General features: G+C 65.8%; 23 protein-coding genes. 16 read left to right on the top strand and 7 right to left on the bottom strand.

The genetic code is table 11. The annotated features are described in order from the left end of the window. Window positions 1-71: 71 nt before the first annotated feature. The 3 genes from rho to hemE form a co-directional block, all read right to left on the bottom strand. The gene (rho, locus tag BLS81_RS14170) at window positions 72-1,328 is read right to left on the bottom strand and encodes a transcription termination factor Rho (protein WP_093224832.1); all 1,257 of its coding nucleotides are present in this window, start codon (window positions 1,326-1,328) and stop codon (window positions 72-74) included. 154 nt (window positions 1,329-1,482) lie between these two features. Next, window positions 1,483-1,935: a CopD family protein gene (locus tag BLS81_RS14165; protein WP_093224830.1), complete on the bottom strand. Its 453-nt coding sequence runs from the start codon at window positions 1,933-1,935 to the stop codon at window positions 1,483-1,485. Further along, window positions 1,932-2,951 carry a uroporphyrinogen decarboxylase gene (gene hemE / locus BLS81_RS14160; protein ID WP_093224829.1) on the bottom strand — a complete coding sequence of 340 codons (1,020 nt, stop codon included), beginning with the start codon at window positions 2,949-2,951 and terminating at the stop codon, window positions 1,932-1,934. The genes BLS81_RS14165 and hemE overlap by 4 nt, the downstream gene beginning before the upstream one ends. 327 nt (window positions 2,952-3,278) lie before the next feature. Between hemE and BLS81_RS14155 the strand changes: the two genes are divergently transcribed. From BLS81_RS14155 to BLS81_RS14105, 11 genes are all read left to right on the top strand, one after another. After that, window positions 3,279-4,088, top strand: coding sequence for a pyruvate, water dikinase regulatory protein (locus BLS81_RS14155; RefSeq protein WP_093224827.1), 810 nt, complete (start codon window positions 3,279-3,281; stop codon window positions 4,086-4,088). Beyond that, the gene (locus BLS81_RS14150) at window positions 4,085-4,681 is read left to right on the top strand and encodes a Maf family protein (RefSeq protein ID WP_093224825.1); all 597 of its coding nucleotides are present in this window, start codon (window positions 4,085-4,087) and stop codon (window positions 4,679-4,681) included. The genes BLS81_RS14155 and BLS81_RS14150 overlap by 4 nt, the downstream gene beginning before the upstream one ends. Continuing rightward, window positions 4,678-5,487, top strand: a complete 810-nt coding sequence (locus tag BLS81_RS14145) for a shikimate dehydrogenase family protein (RefSeq protein WP_093224824.1) — start codon at window positions 4,678-4,680, stop codon at window positions 5,485-5,487. The genes BLS81_RS14150 and BLS81_RS14145 overlap by 4 nt, the downstream gene beginning before the upstream one ends. Then, window positions 5,484-6,077: a dephospho-CoA kinase gene (gene coaE, locus BLS81_RS14140; RefSeq protein ID WP_093224823.1), complete on the top strand. Its 594-nt coding sequence runs from the start codon at window positions 5,484-5,486 to the stop codon at window positions 6,075-6,077. The genes BLS81_RS14145 and coaE overlap by 4 nt, the downstream gene beginning before the upstream one ends. 7 nt (window positions 6,078-6,084) lie before the next feature. Further along, entirely contained in the window at window positions 6,085-6,777 is a 693-nt protein-coding gene (dnaQ, locus tag BLS81_RS14135) for a DNA polymerase III subunit epsilon (RefSeq protein WP_093224821.1), read from the top strand. A gap of 55 nt (window positions 6,778-6,832) precedes the next feature. Beyond that, window positions 6,833-7,435 (top strand): ribosome hibernation-promoting factor, HPF/YfiA family, encoded by a 603-nt coding sequence (gene hpf / locus BLS81_RS14130; protein WP_093224820.1) that lies wholly within the window; start codon window positions 6,833-6,835, stop codon window positions 7,433-7,435. 71 nt (window positions 7,436-7,506) lie between these two features. After that, window positions 7,507-7,974, top strand: coding sequence for a PTS sugar transporter subunit IIA (locus BLS81_RS14125; protein ID WP_093224819.1), 468 nt, complete (start codon window positions 7,507-7,509; stop codon window positions 7,972-7,974). Continuing rightward, window positions 7,934-8,428, top strand: coding sequence for a PaaI family thioesterase (locus BLS81_RS14120; protein ID WP_093224818.1), 495 nt, complete (start codon window positions 7,934-7,936; stop codon window positions 8,426-8,428). Before BLS81_RS14125 ends, BLS81_RS14120 begins: the two co-directional genes overlap by 41 nt. Beyond that, complete coding sequence (locus tag BLS81_RS14115) at window positions 8,425-8,766, top strand: DUF1491 family protein (protein ID WP_093224816.1); 342 nt, start codon at window positions 8,425-8,427, stop codon at window positions 8,764-8,766. Before BLS81_RS14120 ends, BLS81_RS14115 begins: the two co-directional genes overlap by 4 nt. A gap of 155 nt (window positions 8,767-8,921) precedes the next feature. Next, window positions 8,922-9,560, top strand: coding sequence for a cell wall hydrolase (locus tag BLS81_RS14110; protein ID WP_093224815.1), 639 nt, complete (start codon window positions 8,922-8,924; stop codon window positions 9,558-9,560). Window positions 9,561-9,618: 58 nt separating this feature from the next. After that, window positions 9,619-10,104: an MmcB family DNA repair protein gene (locus tag BLS81_RS14105; protein WP_093224813.1), complete on the top strand. Its 486-nt coding sequence runs from the start codon at window positions 9,619-9,621 to the stop codon at window positions 10,102-10,104. Between the two features lie 47 nt (window positions 10,105-10,151). Here the strand turns inward: BLS81_RS14105 and BLS81_RS14100 are convergent, their stop codons facing one another. Then, window positions 10,152-10,760 (bottom strand): ankyrin repeat domain-containing protein, encoded by a 609-nt coding sequence (locus tag BLS81_RS14100; protein WP_093224812.1) that lies wholly within the window; start codon window positions 10,758-10,760, stop codon window positions 10,152-10,154. Window positions 10,761-10,833: 73 nt separating this feature from the next. On the opposite strand from BLS81_RS14100, the gene BLS81_RS14095 reads away from it, so the two are divergent. From BLS81_RS14095 to BLS81_RS14085, 3 genes are read left to right on the top strand one after another with little or no spacing between them, the layout of a single operon-like run. Beyond that, complete coding sequence (locus tag BLS81_RS14095) at window positions 10,834-11,439, top strand: SCO family protein (RefSeq protein WP_093225076.1); 606 nt, start codon at window positions 10,834-10,836, stop codon at window positions 11,437-11,439. After that, window positions 11,436-11,870, top strand: coding sequence for a YcgN family cysteine cluster protein (locus tag BLS81_RS14090; protein ID WP_093224810.1), 435 nt, complete (start codon window positions 11,436-11,438; stop codon window positions 11,868-11,870). Before BLS81_RS14095 ends, BLS81_RS14090 begins: the two co-directional genes overlap by 4 nt. Further along, window positions 11,867-12,544, top strand: a complete 678-nt coding sequence (locus BLS81_RS14085) for a M48 family metallopeptidase (protein ID WP_093224808.1) — start codon at window positions 11,867-11,869, stop codon at window positions 12,542-12,544. The genes BLS81_RS14090 and BLS81_RS14085 overlap by 4 nt, the downstream gene beginning before the upstream one ends. Here BLS81_RS14085 and BLS81_RS14080 read toward each other — a convergent pair. Further along, window positions 12,517-14,697, bottom strand: coding sequence for a transglycosylase domain-containing protein (locus BLS81_RS14080; RefSeq protein WP_093224807.1), 2,181 nt, complete (start codon window positions 14,695-14,697; stop codon window positions 12,517-12,519). The genes BLS81_RS14085 and BLS81_RS14080 overlap by 28 nt on opposite strands. Window positions 14,698-14,843: 146 nt before the next feature. Then, the gene (gene rpoZ, locus BLS81_RS14075) at window positions 14,844-15,188 is read right to left on the bottom strand and encodes a DNA-directed RNA polymerase subunit omega (protein ID WP_093224805.1); all 345 of its coding nucleotides are present in this window, start codon (window positions 15,186-15,188) and stop codon (window positions 14,844-14,846) included. Window positions 15,189-15,367: 179 nt separating this feature from the next. Here rpoZ and BLS81_RS14070 point away from each other — a divergent pair, with 179 nt between their 5' ends. Further along, window positions 15,368-16,546, top strand: coding sequence for a phospholipase D-like domain-containing protein (locus tag BLS81_RS14070; RefSeq protein ID WP_093225075.1), 1,179 nt, complete (start codon window positions 15,368-15,370; stop codon window positions 16,544-16,546). Window positions 16,547-16,617: 71 nt separating this feature from the next. Then, window positions 16,618-17,880, top strand: coding sequence for a Na+/H+ antiporter NhaA (nhaA, locus tag BLS81_RS14065; protein WP_093224803.1), 1,263 nt, complete (start codon window positions 16,618-16,620; stop codon window positions 17,878-17,880). Here nhaA and BLS81_RS14060 read toward each other — a convergent pair. Further along, window positions 17,781-18,980, bottom strand: coding sequence for an MFS transporter (locus BLS81_RS14060; protein WP_093224801.1), 1,200 nt, complete (start codon window positions 18,978-18,980; stop codon window positions 17,781-17,783). The genes nhaA and BLS81_RS14060 overlap by 100 nt on opposite strands. Window positions 18,981-19,006 lie beyond the last annotated feature (26 nt).

Here is a 19,006-nt window from a genome sequence, read left to right as displayed (position 1 = left end):
GGGTCGAGGCTGAGGCCTCGCCGGCCCGGCCGGAGCAAATCCTGCCGCAGCATGCAGCAGACCGCTCTCGGCTACTGATTCATGCTGTCGAAGAAATCCTCGTTGGTCTTCGAGTTCTTCATCTTGTCGAGCAGGAATTCCATCGCGTCGATCGTGCCCATCTGCATGAGGATACGGCGCAGCACCCACATCTTGGAGAGCTTGCTCTGATCGACCAGCAGTTCCTCCTTGCGCGTGCCGGATTTGCCGACATCAAGCGCCGGGAAGATACGCTTGTCGGCGACCTTGCGATCAAGGACGATTTCGGAGTTGCCTGTGCCCTTGAACTCCTCGAAGATCACTTCGTCCATGCGGCTGCCGGTATCGATCAGCGCGGTCGCGATAATCGAGAGCGACCCGCCCTCCTCGATGTTGCGCGCCGCGCCGAAGAAGCGCTTCGGACGCTGGAGCGCGTTGGCGTCGACGCCGCCGGTCAACACCTTGCCCGACGAAGGAACGACGGTGTTGTAGGCACGACCGAGGCGGGTGATCGAGTCCAGCAGGATCACCACGTCCTTCTTATGCTCGACGAGGCGCTTGGCCTTTTCGATCACCATCTCGGCGACCTGGACGTGGCGCGTGGCGGGTTCGTCGAAGGTCGAGGAGACGACCTCGCCTTTCACCGAACGCTGCATGTCGGTGACTTCCTCGGGCCGCTCGTCGATCAGCAGCACGATCAGGAACACCTCGGGATGGTTGTCGGTGATCGCCTTGGCGATGTTCTGAAGCATCACGGTCTTGCCGACGCGCGGGGGCGCGACGATCAGCGTACGCTGACCCTTACCCTGCGGCGAGACGATGTCGATCACCCGCGCCGACTTGTCCTTCATCGTCGGATCGCTCGGATCGAGCGTGAGCTTCTGCTCTGGATATAGCGGTGTAAGGTTGTCGAAATTGACCCGGTGACGCACCGCATCCGGATCATCGAAGTTGACCGAAATGAGCTTGGTCAGCGCGAAATAGCGTTCGCCGTCCTTGGGGCCGCGGATCTCGGCTTCGACGGTGTCGCCGGTGCGCAGACCGAACTTCCGCACCTGATTGGGCGAAATGTAGATGTCGTCCGGGCCGGCGAGGTAATTCGCCTCGGGGCTACGCAGGAAACCGAAGCCATCGGGCAGCACCTCGATCGTGCCGAGCCCCATGATCTGATCGCCATTTTCGGCCTGCACCTTGAGGATCGCGAACATCAGATCCTGCTTGCGCAGCGTCGACGCGCTCTCAATGCCGAGCGCTTCCGCCATCTCGACGAGTTCGGCGGGCTTCTTGTTCTTGAGGTCTTTGAGATGCATTGACGGCGTCCGAAGCGAGATGTGCTGGGAAAATGAGCGTCAGTCAGCGGGATACGCGACGAGGCTGAGGCAGGATGCCACACAACGGTCGCCAGGACGGCGCCGCGCGTTAACATTGATCGGACAGCTAAGTGCGGCGCGCACCCAAGTCAAGTCAGAAGGGGCGGACGATCACCAGAATGACGATCAGCGTCACGAGCACCGCCGGCACCTCGTTGACCATCCGCAGCGTCCGACCGGTCAGCGTCGCCTGTCCCTTCGCGAGCTTCTTCGCGTAAGACACCGCCCAGCCGTGATAGGCCGTCAGGACGATCACCAGCGCCAGCTTGGCGTGCAGCCATGCCAGCCCCGGCACGCCGCTGAACAGGCCCGCATTCGCCGCCAGCAGCAGCCCGAAGGCCCATACCAGCACCATCGCCGGGGTCAGGATGATCGCGCGGATCTTGCTTTCGCGGTCGGCCCAGCGCGCCGCCTCCTCGGGGTTACCGAGCGCTTCCTGATGATAGACCAGATAGCGCGGCAGCATGAACAGCCCGGCCATCCAGAACACCACGAAAATGACATGCGCCGCCTTGACCCAAAGATAGGCGTTGCCGAGGAAGTTCATCGCGCTCTCCGCACCAGCGCCAGCAGACGCTCGACATTTCCGATGGGCGTGTCCTGCAGGATGCCATGCCCGAGGTTGAAGATATGGGGGCGATCCGCGAACGCCTCAAGCACGTTCGCCACCGCCGCCTCCAATGCCGCACCGCCGGCGATCAGCGCGAGCGGATCGAGATTGCCCTGCACCGGCAGACCGACCGGCAGGTTCAGCGCCGCCCAATGCGGATCGACCGTCTCGTCGAGCCCGAGCGCATCGACGGCGGTCTCGCGCGCATAGGCCGGCAGTTTGCCGCCGGCGCCTTTAGGGAAGCCGATCACGGGTATCTGCGGGTGGCGCGCGTGGAGCGCGGCGACGATCGCGGCGTTGGGCGCGATCACCCAGCGTTCGAACTGCGCGGGGCTGAGCGATCCAGCCCAGCTATCGAACAGTTGCACCGTCTCGACGCCCGCCCCGATCTGGTGCGAAAGATAGTCGATCGTCATCCTCACGATCGCATCGATGATCTCGCCGAAGCGCACCGGATCGGCATAAGCGAAGCGGCGCGTCTCGCTCTGGTCACGGCTCCCGTGCCCCGCGACCATATAGGTGGCTACTGTCCAGGGGCTGCCCGCGAATCCTAGAAACGTCGTCTCCGGCGGCAAGGCGGCGGCGACGTTGCGGACCGTGGCATAGACCGGATCGAGAAAGGCAGGTTTCGGTGTCAGCGCTGCCAGCGTGTGACCAAGCAACGGCGGTGCCAATGCCGGCCCCTCCCCCGCTCCAAAACTGAGCGACTGGCCGAGCGCCGCCGGCACCATCAGGATATCGGAAAAAAGGATCGCGCCGTCGAATCCGAAGCGGCGGATCGGCTGCAACGTCACCTCGGCCGCCGCCTCCGGATCGGTCGCAAGCGCGAGGAAGCCACCCTTCTCCGCCCGCAGCGCACGATATTCCGGCAGATAGCGCCCCGCCTGCCGCATCAGCCATACCGGTGCGATGGCCTGTTTTTCCCCGCGCAGGGTCGCGAGCAAGGGTTTCACCGGGTCATCTCGATCGCAAACACGGCGTACCTCTTACAATAAAGAAGAATCTAAAGGGATGTTGAAGCTGTTGGCGCGTGGAAGCCGGGGCTTATGCGGTCGTCCCCGAAATGCCAACAGCTTGACGGGCGAGACTCCGCCGAACGCCTCGGATTCGATTCCGTCGCACCCGCTTTCCACAGGCTGTGGATAAAATCGGCGGATGTGCGCCGAACTGTGGGAAAGTGGCGAATTTTCCACCGTTCGATCGGCCTTTGCTGGCGTGCGAAGTTACGGTAGCGACGATCCCGATGTTATCCACACTTCTGTCCCGTTGAGGCCCCGCCGATGCGGCTCCACCTCCATCTCCTTTCGGATTCAACCGGCGAGACGCTGGAGAACATCGCCAAGGCCGCGCTCGCGCAATATGACGACGTCGAGACGATCCGGCACTTCTGGCCAATGGTGCGAACCGAGGGCCACCTGGAACGCATCCTTCAGGAGATTTCGCAGAATCCGGGGCTGGTGTTGTTCACGCTGGTCAACAGCGAGACGCGTCGCAATCTCGAGATGCGCTGCCGCGCGCTCGGCCTGCCCGCGGTCGCGCCGCTCGACGCGGTGACCGGAGCGCTCTCTAGCTTGCTCGGCCAGCAGGCGAAGGCGCGGCCCGGTCGCCAGCACATGCTGGACGCCGCCTATTTCGCGCGTGTCGACGCGATCCAATTCACCATCGCGCACGATGATGGCCTGGGTTCGGAGGACTGGGAGGAGGCCGATATCGTCCTCGCCGGTGTGTCTCGGTCCTCGAAAACGCCGACCTCGATCTATCTCGCCAACCGCGGTTATAAGACCGCCAATATCCCGATCGTGGTGGAAAGCCCACCGCCGCCAGTGCTCTTTGCGCTCAAGCGACCGCTGGTGGTGGGGCTGACGACCAGCGCCGACCGGTTGATTCAGGTCCGCCGCAACCGTCTCTTGTCGCTCAACCAGGCGCCGGAGACGGCCTATGTCGATCATGAAGCAGTCTCGCGGGAGGTCGCGTGGGCGCGGCGGATGTTCGCCGACAATGGCTGGCCGGTGATCGACGTGACGCGCCGATCGATCGAGGAAACCGCCGCCGCGATCATCGCGCTGGTCGCGGAACGGGGGGAAGCATGACGTTGATATTGGCCTCGAACAGCGCGTCGCGCCGCGCGATGCTATCGGCGGCATTGGTGCCGTTCGAGGCCGTCGCAGCGGGGGTGGATGAAGAAAGCGCCAAAGCGGCGCTGCGGGCGGAGGGCCTCGCCGCGCGCGACCTCGCCGACGCGCTTGCCGAACTGAAGGCGTTGCGCGTGTCGCAGCGCGCGCCCGGCGCCCTGGTGCTCGGCTCGGATTCGATCGTCGAACTCGAGGACGGCACGATGCTCGACAAGCCGGTATCGCGTGAAAATGCCGCCGACCATCTCCGCCGGTTGTCGGGCAAGCGCCACGATCTCGTCAGCGCGGCGGTGATCGCCGAAGCGGGGCGCCCAGTATGGCGGGTTGTCGATCGCGCGAAGATGCACGTTCGCACGCTTTCCGATGCCTTCATCGAGCGCTATCTCGACGCGGAATGGCCAGCGATATCGGGCTGTGTCGGCTGCTACCGGATCGAGGGAGCGGGCGCGCAATTGTTCTCCCGGATCGAGGGCAGCCAGTTCACCGTGCTGGGGCTGCCGCTGCTGCAAGTGCTCGACTATCTGCGTGTCCGGGGAGTGATGACGGCATGACGATGTATGCGGAGGTGATCGGCGACCCGATCGCGCATTCGAAATCGCCGCTGATCCACGGCTTCTGGATCGACGCGCTCGGTCTCGATGCGCGCTATGCGCGGCGTCATGTCCTGCCTGACGATCTCGCCGGCTATTTCGCGGAGCGGCAGACGGATGCCGATTGGCGTGGGTGCAACATCACGATTCCGCACAAGCAGACCGCGCTCGATCATGTCGAGGATCCTGGCGGCGTCCGGGAGTCGATCGGCGCGATCAACACCGTGCTGCGTCAGCCCGACGGCGCGATGATCGGCACGAACACCGATGCCGCCGGCTTCTACGCGCCGATTTCCGATCGCGATCTGGCCGGCAAGCCGGCGGTGGTGGTGGGCGCCGGCGGTGCGGCGCGCGCGGTGCTGTTCGCGCTGGCGCGTGCCGGCATCGGGCCGGTGACCTTGCTCAACCGAAATGTGCTGAAGGCGGCCGCGTTGCTGTCGGCGTTCGGCTTGAAGGGCAAGGCGTTGCCGCTGGGCAGCGCGATCCCGCCCGCGGCGCTCATCGTCAATACCAGCGCGCTCGGCATGGTCGGCCAGCCCGCTCTCGAGATCGATCTGTCTCCCCTCCCCGACGACGCGCTGGTGTATGATGTCGTCTACGCACCGGTCGAAACCGAGTTGCTCGCCCAAGCCGACGCGCGCGGACTCGAGACGGTGGATGGGCTGGAGATGCTCGTCGGGCAGGCGGCGGTCGCGTTCGAACTGTTCTTCGGCGCGGCCCCCCCGCGCGACCGCGACGAGGAACTGCGCGCGCTGTTGCTGGCGTGATCAAACTGGGCCTGACCGGCTCGATCGGCATGGGTAAATCCACCGTCGCCGCGATGTTCGCGCGCAGCGGCGTGCCTGTGTTCGATGCCGACGCGGTAGTTCACCGCCTGCAAGGCCCCGGCGGCCGATTGGTCGGCGCGATCGAGGCGGCGTTCCCCGGCACGACGGGGCCGAGCGGGGTCGATCGTGCGCGGCTCGGCAAGGCGGTGCTCGCCGACACGCCTGCGCTCAAGCGGCTCGAGGCGATCGTCCATCCCGCCGTCGCGGAAGAGCGGGCGGCGTTCCTGCACGATCACGCGGATGCGCCGATCGTGCTGCTCGACATCCCGTTGCTGTTCGAAACCGGGGGCGAAGCCGGGGTCGATCGTATCGCCGTCGTCGATGCGCCGAGTTCCGTACAGCGCGCCCGCGTTCTGGCGCGGCCCGGCATGACGGACGGAAAGTTCGAGGCGATCGTGGCGCATCAGGTGCCAAATGCCGAAAAGGTCGCGCGCGCCGATTTCGTCATCCCGACCGGGGGCGGCATCGCCGAAACCGAGGCCGCCGTCGCTACGGTGATCGCTTGCCTGCGGGACGGCAAAGGCGGATAACATCACGATGCGCGAGATCGTGTTCGACACCGAAACCACCGGATTCAGCTTCGCCGATGGCGACCGCCTCGTCGAGATCGGCTGTATCGAAATGTTCAACCGCGTGGAGACCGGACGCTCCTTCCACGCATATTTCCACCCCGAACGCACGATGCCGGCCGAAGCGCAACGTGTCCACGGGTTGAGCGACGCCTTCCTCGCCGACAAGCCGCTGTTCGCGCATGGGGTCGATGCCCTGCTCGAATTTCTGGGCGATGCACCCCTCGTCGCGCACAATGCGACGTTCGACTTCGGCTTCCTCAACGGCGAGCTCGGCCGTTGCGGACGCCCGCTGATCGGCATGCACCGTATGGTCGATACGATCGTCATCGCGCGTACCCGGCACCCCGGCGCGAAGCACAGCCTCGACGCGCTTTGCTCGCGCTATGGCATCGATCGCAGCGCACGTACCTTCCACGGCGCATTGCTCGACGCGCAACTGCTCGCGCAAGTCTATGTCGAGTTGACCGGTGGCCGGCAGATCGGCCTTGGCCTGGTCACCGAGGAGCGCGTCGAGGAACGCCCGATTCTGGTCGATACCGCCCCCAGGATCGCTCGCCCGGCGCGCGTCTTTGCCGCGAGCGAGGCGGAACTTGCGCGCCACGCAGCCTTTCTAAACTCCGTCTCCAACCCTTTATGGGGCGCGGAGGCTATTGGTTGACGATAGCGGACGGACGGTTCAGCCTGTCCGGCCGCGTTGAAAAAGGAGAATGCGCATGGATATCCGAGTCTCCGGCCATCAGGTCGAGACAGGCGAGGCGATCAAGGTCCATGTCGACGAACGCCTTCAGGCTATCGCCACGAAATACTTCGCGCGTGCGATTTCCGCGCAAGTGACCTTCGGCCGCGGCCCGCACGAGGCGTTCACCTGCGATATCGTCGCGCACGTCATGCAGGGGCTGGTGCTCAAGGCGAACAATAGCGGTATGGAAGCCCATGTCGCGTTCGATGGCGCCGCCGACAAGATCGAGAAGCAGCTCCGCCGCTACATGCGCCGCCTCAAGGATCGTAGCGCCGTGCCCGCCGGCGGGGCGACGATCGCCGATGATGGCACCGTTACCGACAACGCCGGCTACACCGTCTTCCAGGAAACCGCCGAGGAAGAGATCGAGCAGGATTTCCCGCCGATCATCGCGGAAACGCGCGTCGACGTGCCCGACGCCACCGTTTCGGATGCGGTGATGATGCTCGATCTGCGCAACACCACCGCCTTGTTGTTCCGCAATGTCGGCTCGGGCGCCTACAACATGGTCTATCGCCGTGGTGACGGCACGATCGGCTGGGTCGAGCCGCATCGGGCCACCAACGGAGTGGCCTGACGCTTCCGCCGGCGCGCAATCCGGTCTATGCGCGCCGGCGGAGAAGCGCCGGTGAACGGCCGAGGAAACTGATGACCGAGTTTAGCGATCTGCTCTTGCCCGGCGCGGTGGTGGCGAATCTCGCCGCCAGCGCCAAGAAGCCCCTGTTTCAGCAGATCGGCGCGATTGCGGCGTCCGCCTATGGCCTGAATCCCGCCGATGTCGCGAATGCCCTGGTCGCGCGTGAGAAGCTCGGCAGTACCGGCTTCGGCGGCGGCGTTGCCACGCCGCACGGGCGGATCGACGGGCTGGCGCATGTCGTCGGCGTGTTCGCGCGGCTTGCGCAACCGATCGATTTCAAGGCGGTCGACGATCTGCCGGTCGATATCGTTTTCACCTTGCTGTCGCCACCGGACGCCGGCGCGGCGCACCTCAAGGCGCTGGCGCTGGTGTCGCGGAGCCTGCGCGACCGCGCCTTTGTGGCGAAATTGCGCGGCGCAGGGTCGCCCGATGCGCTTTATGCGCTGTTCAGCACCGGCGAGGCGCGTGACGCCGCCTGATCCCGCCACCGCCGGGGAAGCAGCGCATTTCCGTGCGTTGGAGAACCTGTATGCGGCGGCGCCGATCAACCGGCTGTTCGAATCCCGGCTCGAGATTCCCGAGCCGGGCATCGCGCGCATCCACTTCGATATCGACGAGCGCTATTTCCATGCCGGGGGCGCGGCGCACGGCACGAGCTACTTCAAGATGCTCGACGATGCCGCTTTCTATGCGGCCAACAGCCTTGTCTCGGACCGCTTCCTCCTCACGACCGCATTCAACCTGTTGCTCACCAAGCCGCTGCGAAGCGGCCCGGTGGTCGCCGAAGGGCGCTGGATCAGCGGACAGCGTCGCGTGTTCGTCGCCGAAGCGCGGCTAATCGATGAATCGGGCGAAGAGGCCGCGCGCGGCACCGGCACGTTCATGCGCTCGCGCATCGCGCTGGCGGGTTTGCCCGGATATCGGGTCGCGTGAACGATCGGCTGCCGATCGATCTGCTCGTGTCGGCTTTGCTGCGGCGCGCCAACGATGCCGGCGGCATGGCGATGGTGTTGGCGAAAGGCGATTCCCAGGCAGGCAGCATCCTGCTGATCCTGAACGACAAGGGCAGGTTCTCCGGGATGCTAGAACAAGGCCGCGATTTGGACGGCCGGATAGCGCTGGTGTCCGCAGGACCGCCTGATACGGCGTTGCCCGACGAGGTGACATCCTATTGGCAACGCCGACGTGCGCGTGACCCGGACCTATGGGTAATCGATCTCGACATCCCGTCTGCGCAACGATTCGCCGCAGAAACGATCGCGCAACATTGACGATCGGGACCATTGCCGGGATAGGGCGAGCATCAGTTTTGGCGTTGTGTCAGCACGGGTGCGATCCGGGTTGATTACGCAGTCGGGGGATGTCCGGGAAGATTGCGTCGTTTGAGGCGATCTTTTGCGCGCACCACCGCATATTTGTCGGTTTAATGTCGCTTCTTCACCGTGCCGCAACCATCGCGGCGATTTTTGCCAGCATCACCGGACTCGCCGGGGCCAGCACACCTGGCTTCGCTCTCCAAATCAACCAGCCTATCAACGCACAGCCGACCTCGATGGTTCCGGCAGTCGCGGTTACCCAGACCCCTTCCGATAGCCAGACGCCCGCGGTCGATCCTGCCGATCCCGCCCCGTCTTCGGAAAAGCCCACCACTTCCTACGCCTCGCTTGCCGACGCAGTCGCGGCCCAGTCCGACGATGATGCGCGCAGCGACGATCTTCAGTGCCTTGCCGGCGCGATCTATTTCGAGTCCAAGGGCGAGCCGCTGAGCGGACAGCTCGCCGTCGCCGAAGTCATCATCAACCGCAGCAAGTCCGGCCGTTTTCCGGGCTCGATCTGCTCGGTCGTCACCCAGCCCGGCCAGTTCTCGTTCGTGCGCGGCGGCCACGTTCCCGAAATCAACGCGAACCGCAATTATCGCACCGCGCTCGCGGTCGCCCGTGTCGCGCTCGCCGACGCTTGGGACAGCCCCGCTTCGAAGGCGCTGTTCTTCCACGCGCGCCGCGTCAACGCGAACTTCAATCGCACGCAGGTCGCCTCGATCGGTAACCACATCTTCTATCGTTGAGGCGGTGAACCGGTCCCTGCCGGTTTGACGCGTTCGTGAAATGTTCTAGGATCGGGAGATGCTCGCCATTCCCGATCCCGTCACCGCCCACGATTCGCTATGCGCCGCTGAGGTGGCGCGTGGCACGGTTCGGATGCTGCTTCGCCACGATCTGATCGCCATTGGCGAGGTTCCGCTCGAAGGGGGGCGGCGCGCCGATTTGATGGCGCTCGACGCACGGGGAAACGTCGTTATCGTCGAGATCAAGGTTTCGCGCGCGGACCTGCTCGGGGATTCGAAGTGGACCGATTATCTCGGCTGTTGCGACCGCTATTTCTGGGCGGTGCCAGCGGGATTCGACATCTCACCGCTGAACGGCGCGGCGTTCCTTCCTGGGCGTACCGGAATCATCGTCGCGGATCGCTATGATGCCGTCATCACGCGTGAGGCGTACACCCATCCGCTTCCGGCACCCGCACGCAAACGGATAACCCTCGCCTTCGCCCGCCGCGCCGCGCGCCGGCTGACCACGGCGCTCGACCCCGAGGCCGACGGCGCGTTTTGAGCCATGCTTCGTTCAGGAGCGAGGAAGCCATCCACAAGAGTGGCGAACTACAGCCGCGGCCCGGATACGGCGCGTTTGGCGGCTTTGGGTGTCTCGTCGATCAACTTGGCTATGGCTGGGGAACGCGTGTCCTGATGCGCATAGTCCCGCGCAGACATGCCGGCGATCACATCGGCCTGATCGGGATCGGCCTTCTCCGCCAGCAAGGTGCGAACCGTCGCGAGATCACGATGCTGCACCGCACGGATCAGTGGAGTCTCGCCGCTATTATTGGCGAGATTGACGTTGGCGCCGGCTTTTTTGAGAATCTCGAGGATGTCGGTGCGACCGTTGCCGGCTGCGATCAGCATTGCCGTTTCGCCCTTGTTGTCGCGCAGATTGGGATCGGCCTGATTGGCGAGCAGGTAGTTGAGATACGCAATGTCGCCGCGCTTGGTGACGATGTGGATCGCGCCCTCGCCGGTGTTGAAATCGCGCGTGTTGACGATCGTCGAACCCGGTTTGGACAACGTCGCGATGACTTCGTCGTTCTTCGACTCGCGGATCGCCTGGAGGAATTTATATCCCGCCGACTGGCCGAGTTGCGCCGCGGCGGGGGTCAGCGGGAGCGCGAGCGCCACGGCGAACAGCGACAGTCCGGCAATACGTGCTTTCATGGATGGATTCGACCTCTTGCCTGCATGGTCAGACTTGCGCCTTTGCCGCTATCAGATCAATGCTGCGCGCACCATGAATGAGATTGTCCGCGTACCGGTCGCGTCGCTGGTCGCCCTGCTGGTGGCGGCTGCCCCGGTTGCCTGTTCCAAACCGGTCGATACCGCCCCACCGCCGCTGGCCGGCGCGAAGATCGGCGGAGCCTTTCGCCTGACCGATCAGGATGGCAGGAGCGTCACCGACACGAGCTTCGCCGGCAAATACCGTGTGATGTATTTCGGCTATACATTCTGCCCCGATGTCTGCCCGACCGATATGCAGACGCTCGGGCAAGGCTTGCGCGCGTTCGAGGCGAAGGATGCCGCGCGCGGTGCCAAGGTGGTGCCGGTGTTCGTCACGGTCGATCCCGAACGTGATACGCCGGCGGTGCTCAGGCCGTTCGTTGCTGCGTTCCACGCGCGCATGGTGGGGCTGACCGGCTCGCCGGCCGCCATCGCGGCGATCGCCAAGGAGTATGCGGTCTTCTACGAAAAGCAGCCACCCGCGCCCGGCGGCGGCTATATGGTACAACATTCGCGTGTCGCATATCTGATGGACCCGAATGACAAGCCGCTGGCGCTGATCCCGGTCGACAAGACCCCCGGCGACGTCGCCGCCGAGCTCGGACGGTGGGTGCGATGAGCACGCGGTTTTGGGAAGACACGCCGCTCGAAAAGCTCGACCGGGCGCAATGGGAGGCGCTGTGCGATGGCTGCGGCAAGTGCTGCCTGCACAAGCTCGAGGATGAAGAGACCGGCGAGATGTTCCCGACCAACGTGTCGTGCCGTCTGCTCGACCGCGCGACCGCGCAATGTTCGGATTACCGCCATCGCCACGCCTATGTGAGCGAATGCGTTCGGCTCAATCGCGACAATGTCTACACGATCGACTGGCTGCCCTCGACCTGTGCGTACGGCCTTCGCGCGGCTGGCAAGCCGTTGCCGGAGTGGCATTATCTGGTCAGCGGGGATCGCGACGCGGTTCACCGCGCAGGTGAATCCGTGCGCGGTTGGACGATCTCCGAGGATGATGCCGGCGATTTCGAAAATCACGTGATCGATCGGGAGTTGTGAGCGAACCGTTCGAGGTCGTCCGGCATCCGCGCGCGCGCCGTCCTCGGTTGTCGGTCGATCCGGCGAGCGGGCGCGTCCGGCTCACGCTGCCGCCACGTGCGCCGGTCAAGGCGGCGCTCGCGTGGGCGGCCGGGCAGCAGGCGTGGATCGATGCGCAACGCGCGCGATTACCAATGCCGCGCCCGTTCGCGCCAGGCGCGCTGGTGCCGTTCGGCGATGAGACGCTGACGATCGATTGGGACGCTGCCCGCCCCCGTGCGGTGACCCGCATCGGCGACCGGCTGGTCTGTGGCGGCCCGACCGAGAGTCTGTCGCGGCGCGTCGAGCTATGGTTACGGCGCGAGGCGCTTCGGGTGCTGTCGCTCGAAACCGCGGAGTGCGCGGCGCGCGCCGGCGTGTCGGTCAGCAGGGTGACGGTCGGCGATCCGCGCGGCCGTTGGGGAAGCTGCGCATCGAGCGGGGCGATCCGCTATAGCTGGCGGCTGATCCTCGCGCCGGCGTTCGTGCGCCGCTCGACGGTCGCGCACGAGGTTGCGCACCGGCTCCATATGAATCACAGCCCGGCGTTTCACGCGCTCGCGGCGAATCTTGATGAGCGTGACCCCGCCGAATCGCGCGCATGGCTGCGCGCCCATGGCGCGGGCCTTCACTGGTTCGGGCGCGAGTCCGAATAGCGATCCGGCCGCGCTGGCGGCGGTGCGGCGGCTGGACGATCGCCGCGCGGTCGATTTGGCGCAGGCGTGTCGCGGCCCAGGACATGATCCATCCATTGCTGGTCAAGCTTCTCGGGCCGGCCCTGCTGGTCGCCATCGGGCGCGATGATGCCGTCGTCGATCGGGTTGCCATCGGGATCGACACGTTGCCGATCGTTCTGCCGCGGTTGGGCACCCCCACCCTGCACCGGATTGCCGTCGTCATCGACGAAGACGCCATTGTCCGGCGCGCCGAAATAGCTTTCCTCGTCGGGTTCCATCGACATGTCGGGCAAAGTCACCTGCGTCTCGAACTGCTCGACCGGGCGGTTCGCCACCGCGACCGCCATGAAATCATGGAAGGCGCGTGCCGGCGCGGTGCCGCCGTGCAGCCCGGCGATCGGCTTGGCGTCGTCGCGGCCCATCCACACGCCCGTCGTGAGGCCGCTCGAGAAGCCGAGGAACCAGCCGTCCTTGCTCGACGTGGTCGTCCCGGTCTTGCCCGCGACCGGGCGGCCGATCTGCGCGGCCTTGCCCGTGCCGGTGTTGACCGTGGTCTGGAGCAGATCGGTCATCTCGGCGGCGACATAGGGCGCGACGAGAACGTGGCTGGTGTCGATCTGCTGCGTGTAGATCGTCTCCCCCGCCGCCGTCACCTTGGTGATGCCGTAGGGCGTCACCGCGACACCCTTGTTGCCGACACTCGCGAACGCACGCGTTAGGTCGAGCAGCCGTACTTCCGACGTACCGAGCACCATCGAGGGATGCGTGTTGACCGGCGTGGTGATGCCGAAACGCCGCGCCATGTCGGCGACGGTGCTGAAGCCGACCTGCTGACCGAGCTTGGCCGCGACCGTGTTGATCGAATAGGCGAAGGCGGTGCGGAGCGTCGTCGCGCCGATGTTGCGGCGTGAGTCGTTGCGCGGACTCCATCCGTCGATCGTCACCGGCTCATCGACGATCGAATCCTCGGGCTTGTGCCCGGCTTCCAGGGCGGCGAGATAGACGAACAGCTTGAACGCCGATCCCGGCTGACGCACCGCCTGTGTTGCGCGGTTGTAGATCGACGAGACGTAATCCTTGCCGCCGACCATCGCGCGCACCGCGCCATCGCGGTCGATCGCGACCAGCGCGCCTTGCGCACCCGCGGGCGCATTCTTGCGCACCGCCGCATCGGCGGCGCGCTGCATGCCGAGATCGAGCGTCGTCCAGACTTCGAGCGGCCGGCTCGGCTCGTCGATCAACGTCGCGAGCTGCGGCAGCGCCCAGTCGGTGAAGTAGCGCACGCTGTTCTGTTTGGGTTCCGGCGCGAACGTCACGTTCTGCACGTCGGCGTCGGCGGCTTGCTGCGGGGTGATCGCGCCGGTTTCCTCCATCAGCGAGAGGACGACACCGGCGCGGTCTTTCGCGGCGGCTTCGTCGGCGGTCGGCGAATAGACAGAGGGGGCCTTGACCAGGCCGGCAATGATCGCGGCCTCGGCCAGCGTCAAATGCTCGGCGCCGTGGCCGAAGAATTTGCGGCTTGCCGCATCGATGCCGTAGGCGCCGCCACCGAAATAGACCTTGTTGAGATACAGTTCGAGGATCTCGTCCTTGCTGAACTTGCGCTCCAGCGCGAGAGCGAGGAACCCCTCGCGCATCTTGCGGCCAAGATCATATTTGTTGGAAAGGAAGATCGTACGCGCGACCTGCTGCGTGATCGTCGATGCGCCTTGCTGACGCCGCCCGGTGCCGCGATTGGCGATGCCCAAGCGGATCGCGCGTGCCATGCCGATCGGATCGACGCCGAGGTGCGACCGGAACCGGCGATCCTCGACCGAGATCATCGCTTCGCGCATCACCGCCGGAATCTGGTCGTAGCTCAGCCAGTCGCCGTAGCTCGGCCCGAGCGACACGATCACGGTGCCGTCGGCGGCATGGACGCGGATCATCTGGCCATTGGGCGAGGATTTGAGCTGCTCGAAGCTCGGCAATTGCGCGCGCGTCACGTAGACCGTGATCGCCAGCGCGGCGAGCGCCAGTGCGGCGATGCCGAACCCGATCTGGATCAGCAGGATAAGACGACGACGCCAGAGCGGCTTGTCGGACACCCGCGCGCCTTGCGTGCGGGAACGGGCTTTGGAAGATCTGGCCATGCGATGGCCCAAGCGAATACGCGCTTAACGGGGGCCGAACAAGCTGGTGTGTTCAGCGCCCGCGCGGTGAAATGCTTCGGACGTACGACATGAAAAAGGGCGACCGCGCGAACGGCCGCCCTCTCGTGATCGGGAAGATTTTCGGCTCAGCCGTCGTAATCGGCGCCGAGATTCTGGTTGCGCGGGGGCGCGGCGGCCGTGAGGCGAAGCGCCTCGGCCGAAGCCGCGAGCGAACCGACCTCATCCGGAGCGTCCTCATCATCGACCTGGACCTTCTGGAGACCCGACACGACCGACTCCTCGAGATGATCGGGACGGACGGTTTCCTCGGCGATCTCGCGCAAGGCGACGACGGGGTTCTTGTCGCGGTCACGATCGAGCGTCAGCTCGGCGCCGCCCGAAATCTGCCGTGCGCGCTGCGCGGCGAGCAGCACCAGATCGAACCGGTTCGGAATCTTGTCGACGCAATCTTCGACGGTGACGCGCGCCATGAATGGCTTCCTTCGTGGATAATGCTGAAAGGATAAGCCAAGCGCTGTAGTCCCGCCCTGCCGAAGAGTCAAGAAAACGCCCCGCCAGGCATGGAAACCTCCGCGTGCGCTCGCGTTGACCCAATGTGAAGCCCGATACCCTGCTTGCGCGCCGGCCCGCCGCGCGCCACGACGCCGACATGGATCGTCCCGCGCCACAGCCCGTCTTCACCGTCGATGGCAACCGGTTGCGGATGCTCGTCAACGGCCCGGAACGGCTCGAGACGCTCGTCGCGCTGATCGACGAGGCGCGGGCGACGCTGCGGATGCTCTATTACATCTATGTCGATGATCGCGCCGGCGAAGCCGTCCGCGCCGCGCTGATCCGCGCGGCCGAGCGCGGCGTGCGGGTTTCGCTGATCGTCGATGGTCTCGGCAGCGAACATGCCGAGCAGCGCCATTTCTTCGACCCGATGCGCGATGCGGGCGTGACCGTCTGCCGGTTCGTGCCACGCTGGGGGCGGCGGTATCTGCTGCGCAACCATCAGAAGCTCGCGCTTGCCGACGGTGAACGGGCGGATACGGCGCGCGCGATCATCGGCGGGTTCAACGTCGAGGACGGGTATTTCGGCACGCCGGCGGAACAAGCGTGGCGCGATCTCGGCCTGCTGGTGGAGGGCGATGCCGCGCATCGCATCACCGGCTATTTCGACACGCTGTCAGCCTGGGCGAAGCAGCCCAAGCCACCACTGCGCTCGCTTAGGCGCGCGCTGTCGAACTGGAGCGAGCCGCAAGGCACGGTGCGCTGGCTGTTCGGCGGGCCGACGCGGCGGCTGTCGCCTTGGGCGCGCGCGGTCAAGCGCGACATGGAGGGCGCACGCGAGATCGGGTTGATCGCCGCCTATTTCGCGCCAAATCCCGGCATGCTCAGGCGGCTCGACAGGGTAGGGATGCGCGGACGCGTGCGGATCGTGCTCGCCTCGAAGAACGACCACGGCGCCGCGATCTGGGCGTCGCGCTTCACCTATGCCGGGCTGTTGCGCAAGCGCGTCGAGATCTACGAATACCAGCCGACCAAATTGCACACCAAGCTCTTCCTGATCGACGACGTGGTGTATATCGGTTCGGCCAATTACGATGTGCGCAGCCTGTTCCTCAACCTGGAGATGATGCTGCGGATCGATGACGCGGCGTTCGCCGCGCATGTCCGCGCGTATTTCGATGGCGAAGTCGCCGATTCCGAGGCGATCACGCCTGAACTTTACGCGTCGCGCAGCGGGTGGTGGACGCGCACGAAGCAGGCGGCGGCGTTCTTCGTGATGACCGTGCTCGATTATAACGTCACGCGGCGGCTCAATTTCGGGCCGGAGCGGCGATAGCGGGTCGGCCCATCGACGGCGCGGCGACCGGTTTTGGTTTCGTCGCCTCCTTCAATCGGTTAGGGTCGGGCATGGCGAAGTCGATCACGAAGAAAGCGCGATCGGCGCTGCGCGATTTGTTGCGACGGGAAGCGGCGGGCGGCATCGTGCTGATGGTGGCGGCGGCACTCGCGCTGATAATCGCCAATTCCCCGCTCGGCGCCGGTTACTTCGATCTGCTTCACGTGCGCACTGGCCCGGTGCTCGCGCCCATGATCGGGCCGATGACGGTGCATCTGTGGATCAACGACGCGCTAATGGCGCTGTTTTTCCTCTACGTCGGGCTGGAGATCAAACGCGAGCTGATCGACGGGCAATTGTGCAGCCCAGCGCGACGGCGGCTGCCGGTGATCGCGGCGGTGGCGGGGATGGTGATGCCCGCTTTGGTCTTCCTCGCGGTGACAGGCGGCGACACGGCGCTGCGCCCCGGCTGGGCTATTCCGGCCGCGACCGATATCGCCTTCGCGATCGGGGTGATGGCGTTGCTCGGCAAGCGCGTGCCACCCTCGCTCAAGCTGTTCCTGACCACCGTCGCGATCGTTGATGACATGGGCGCGGTCGCGATCATCGCGGTCGCCTATACTGGGGAAATCGACTGGATCGCGCTCGCGGGCGCGGCGGGCATGCTGCTGGTGATGGCGGCGCTCAATCGGCGAGGGGTCAAGCGTCTCACGCCCTATCTGATCGCGTTCGCGCTGCTCTGGTGGCTGGTGCTGCTGTCGGGCGCGCACGCGACGGTGGCCGGGGTGCTTGCGGCGGCGCTGATCCCGATCACGCGCTCGCCGGGCGCGCCCGACGCCGCGGATTCACCGCTGCATCGGCTCGAACATGCGCTCTCGCCCTGGGTCGCGTTCGCGATCGTGCCGCTGTTCGCGTTCGCGAACGCCGGGATTGCGCTAGGCGGGTTGCCGGCGGGCGTGTTGCGCGCGCCGTTGGTGATCGCGGTGACGCTCGGGCTGTTCTTCGGCAAGCAAGCCGGCATCTTCGGCGGGGTCGCGCTCGCCCAGCGGCTTGGCATCGCCGAGCGGCCCAAGGGCGCGAGCTGGCGGCAGCTTTACGGCGTCGCGCTGCTTGCCGGGATCGGGTTCACGATGAGCCTGTTCATCGGTGGACTCGCCTTCCCCGGCGCGGCCGCGCTGCAGGACGAGGTGAAGGTGGGCGTGCTACTCGGCTCGCTGCTGTCGGCGGTGGGGGGCTACGCGGTCCTGCGGTCGTCGAGCATTGCGACGCCGAGCACGGTTAATCCGCCCAAAGCGAGAAGCGCGCCGACCCAGCCGGTCGACGTCCAGCCGTAACCCGCCGCGATCGCGATGCCGCCGAGCCACGGCCCGAGCGCGTTGGCGGTGTTGAACGCCGAATGGTTGAGCGCGGCGGCGAGCGCCTGCGCCTTGCCCGCCACGTCCATCAGCCGCGTCTGCAACACCGTGCCGAGCGCGCCGGTGAAGCCGATCGCGAAGACATCGACGCAGATCGACCAGAAGTGCGTCGCGGCGAGCGGATAGAGCGCGAGGCTCACGATGCTGCCGACGAGCAACACCGCGCCGGTCGGCATCAGCGCCTTGTCGGCGAAGCGCGGCGCGACGATGTTGCCCAAGGTCAGCCCGACGCCGAAAACCATCAGCACGACCGGCAGCATCGCCGCGGAGACGCGCGTCACCTCGAACAGCGTCGAGGCGAGGTAGGTGTACACGCAGAACATCCCGCCAAAGCCGATCGCGCCGATCGCGAGCGTCAGCCACACGCGCTTGTTGGCGAGCGCGCCGAGTTCGGTGAGCGGACTCACCCCCGGCTCAGGTTTGTCGCGGGGTGCGAACAGCGCGACCAGCGTCACCGTGAGCAACGCCAGCACCGCGACCACGCCGAACCCCCAGCGCCAGCCCACCGCCTGCCCGAGCCAATTGGCGAGCGGGACGCCGAGAATCGTCGCGACGGTGAGCCCGAGCATTACGCGCCCAACCGCCTGCGAGCGTTGGTTGGTCGGCACCAGCGATGCCGCGACCAGCGCCGCGATGCCGAAATAGGCACCGTGCGGCAGGCCGCTGAGAAAGCGAAACAGCAGCATCCAGTGATAGGTCGGCGCGAGCGCGCTCAGCCCGTTGAACAGCGCGAACGCAGTCATCAACAGGATCAGCAAGGTCCGCCGCGACAGCTTGGCTGCCGCCACCGCGAGCAATGGTGCGCCGACCACCACACCGAGCGCATAGGCGCTGATGACATGCCCTGCCGTCGGCTCGTCGATGCCGAGCCCCTTGGCGAAATAGGGGACGAGGCTCATCGTGGCGAATTCGGTGGTGCCGATCGCGAACCCGCCCATTGCGAGGGCGAAATGGACCAGCGCGACTGGCGCGGCGGGGCGCTCGGCGACGATCGGGGCGAAATGGGCGGGGGCATTCATACTGCCTCACGTGGCTATGCTGCGGT

Origin of the sequence: Sphingomonas sp. NFR15 (assembly GCF_900103265.1) — a bacterium.
Taxonomy (GTDB): domain Bacteria; phylum Pseudomonadota; class Alphaproteobacteria; order Sphingomonadales; family Sphingomonadaceae; genus Sphingomonas; species Sphingomonas pollutisoli.
The sequence above is the reverse complement of the archived record's forward strand: the minus strand, read 5'-3'. Positions and strand labels throughout refer to the sequence as shown.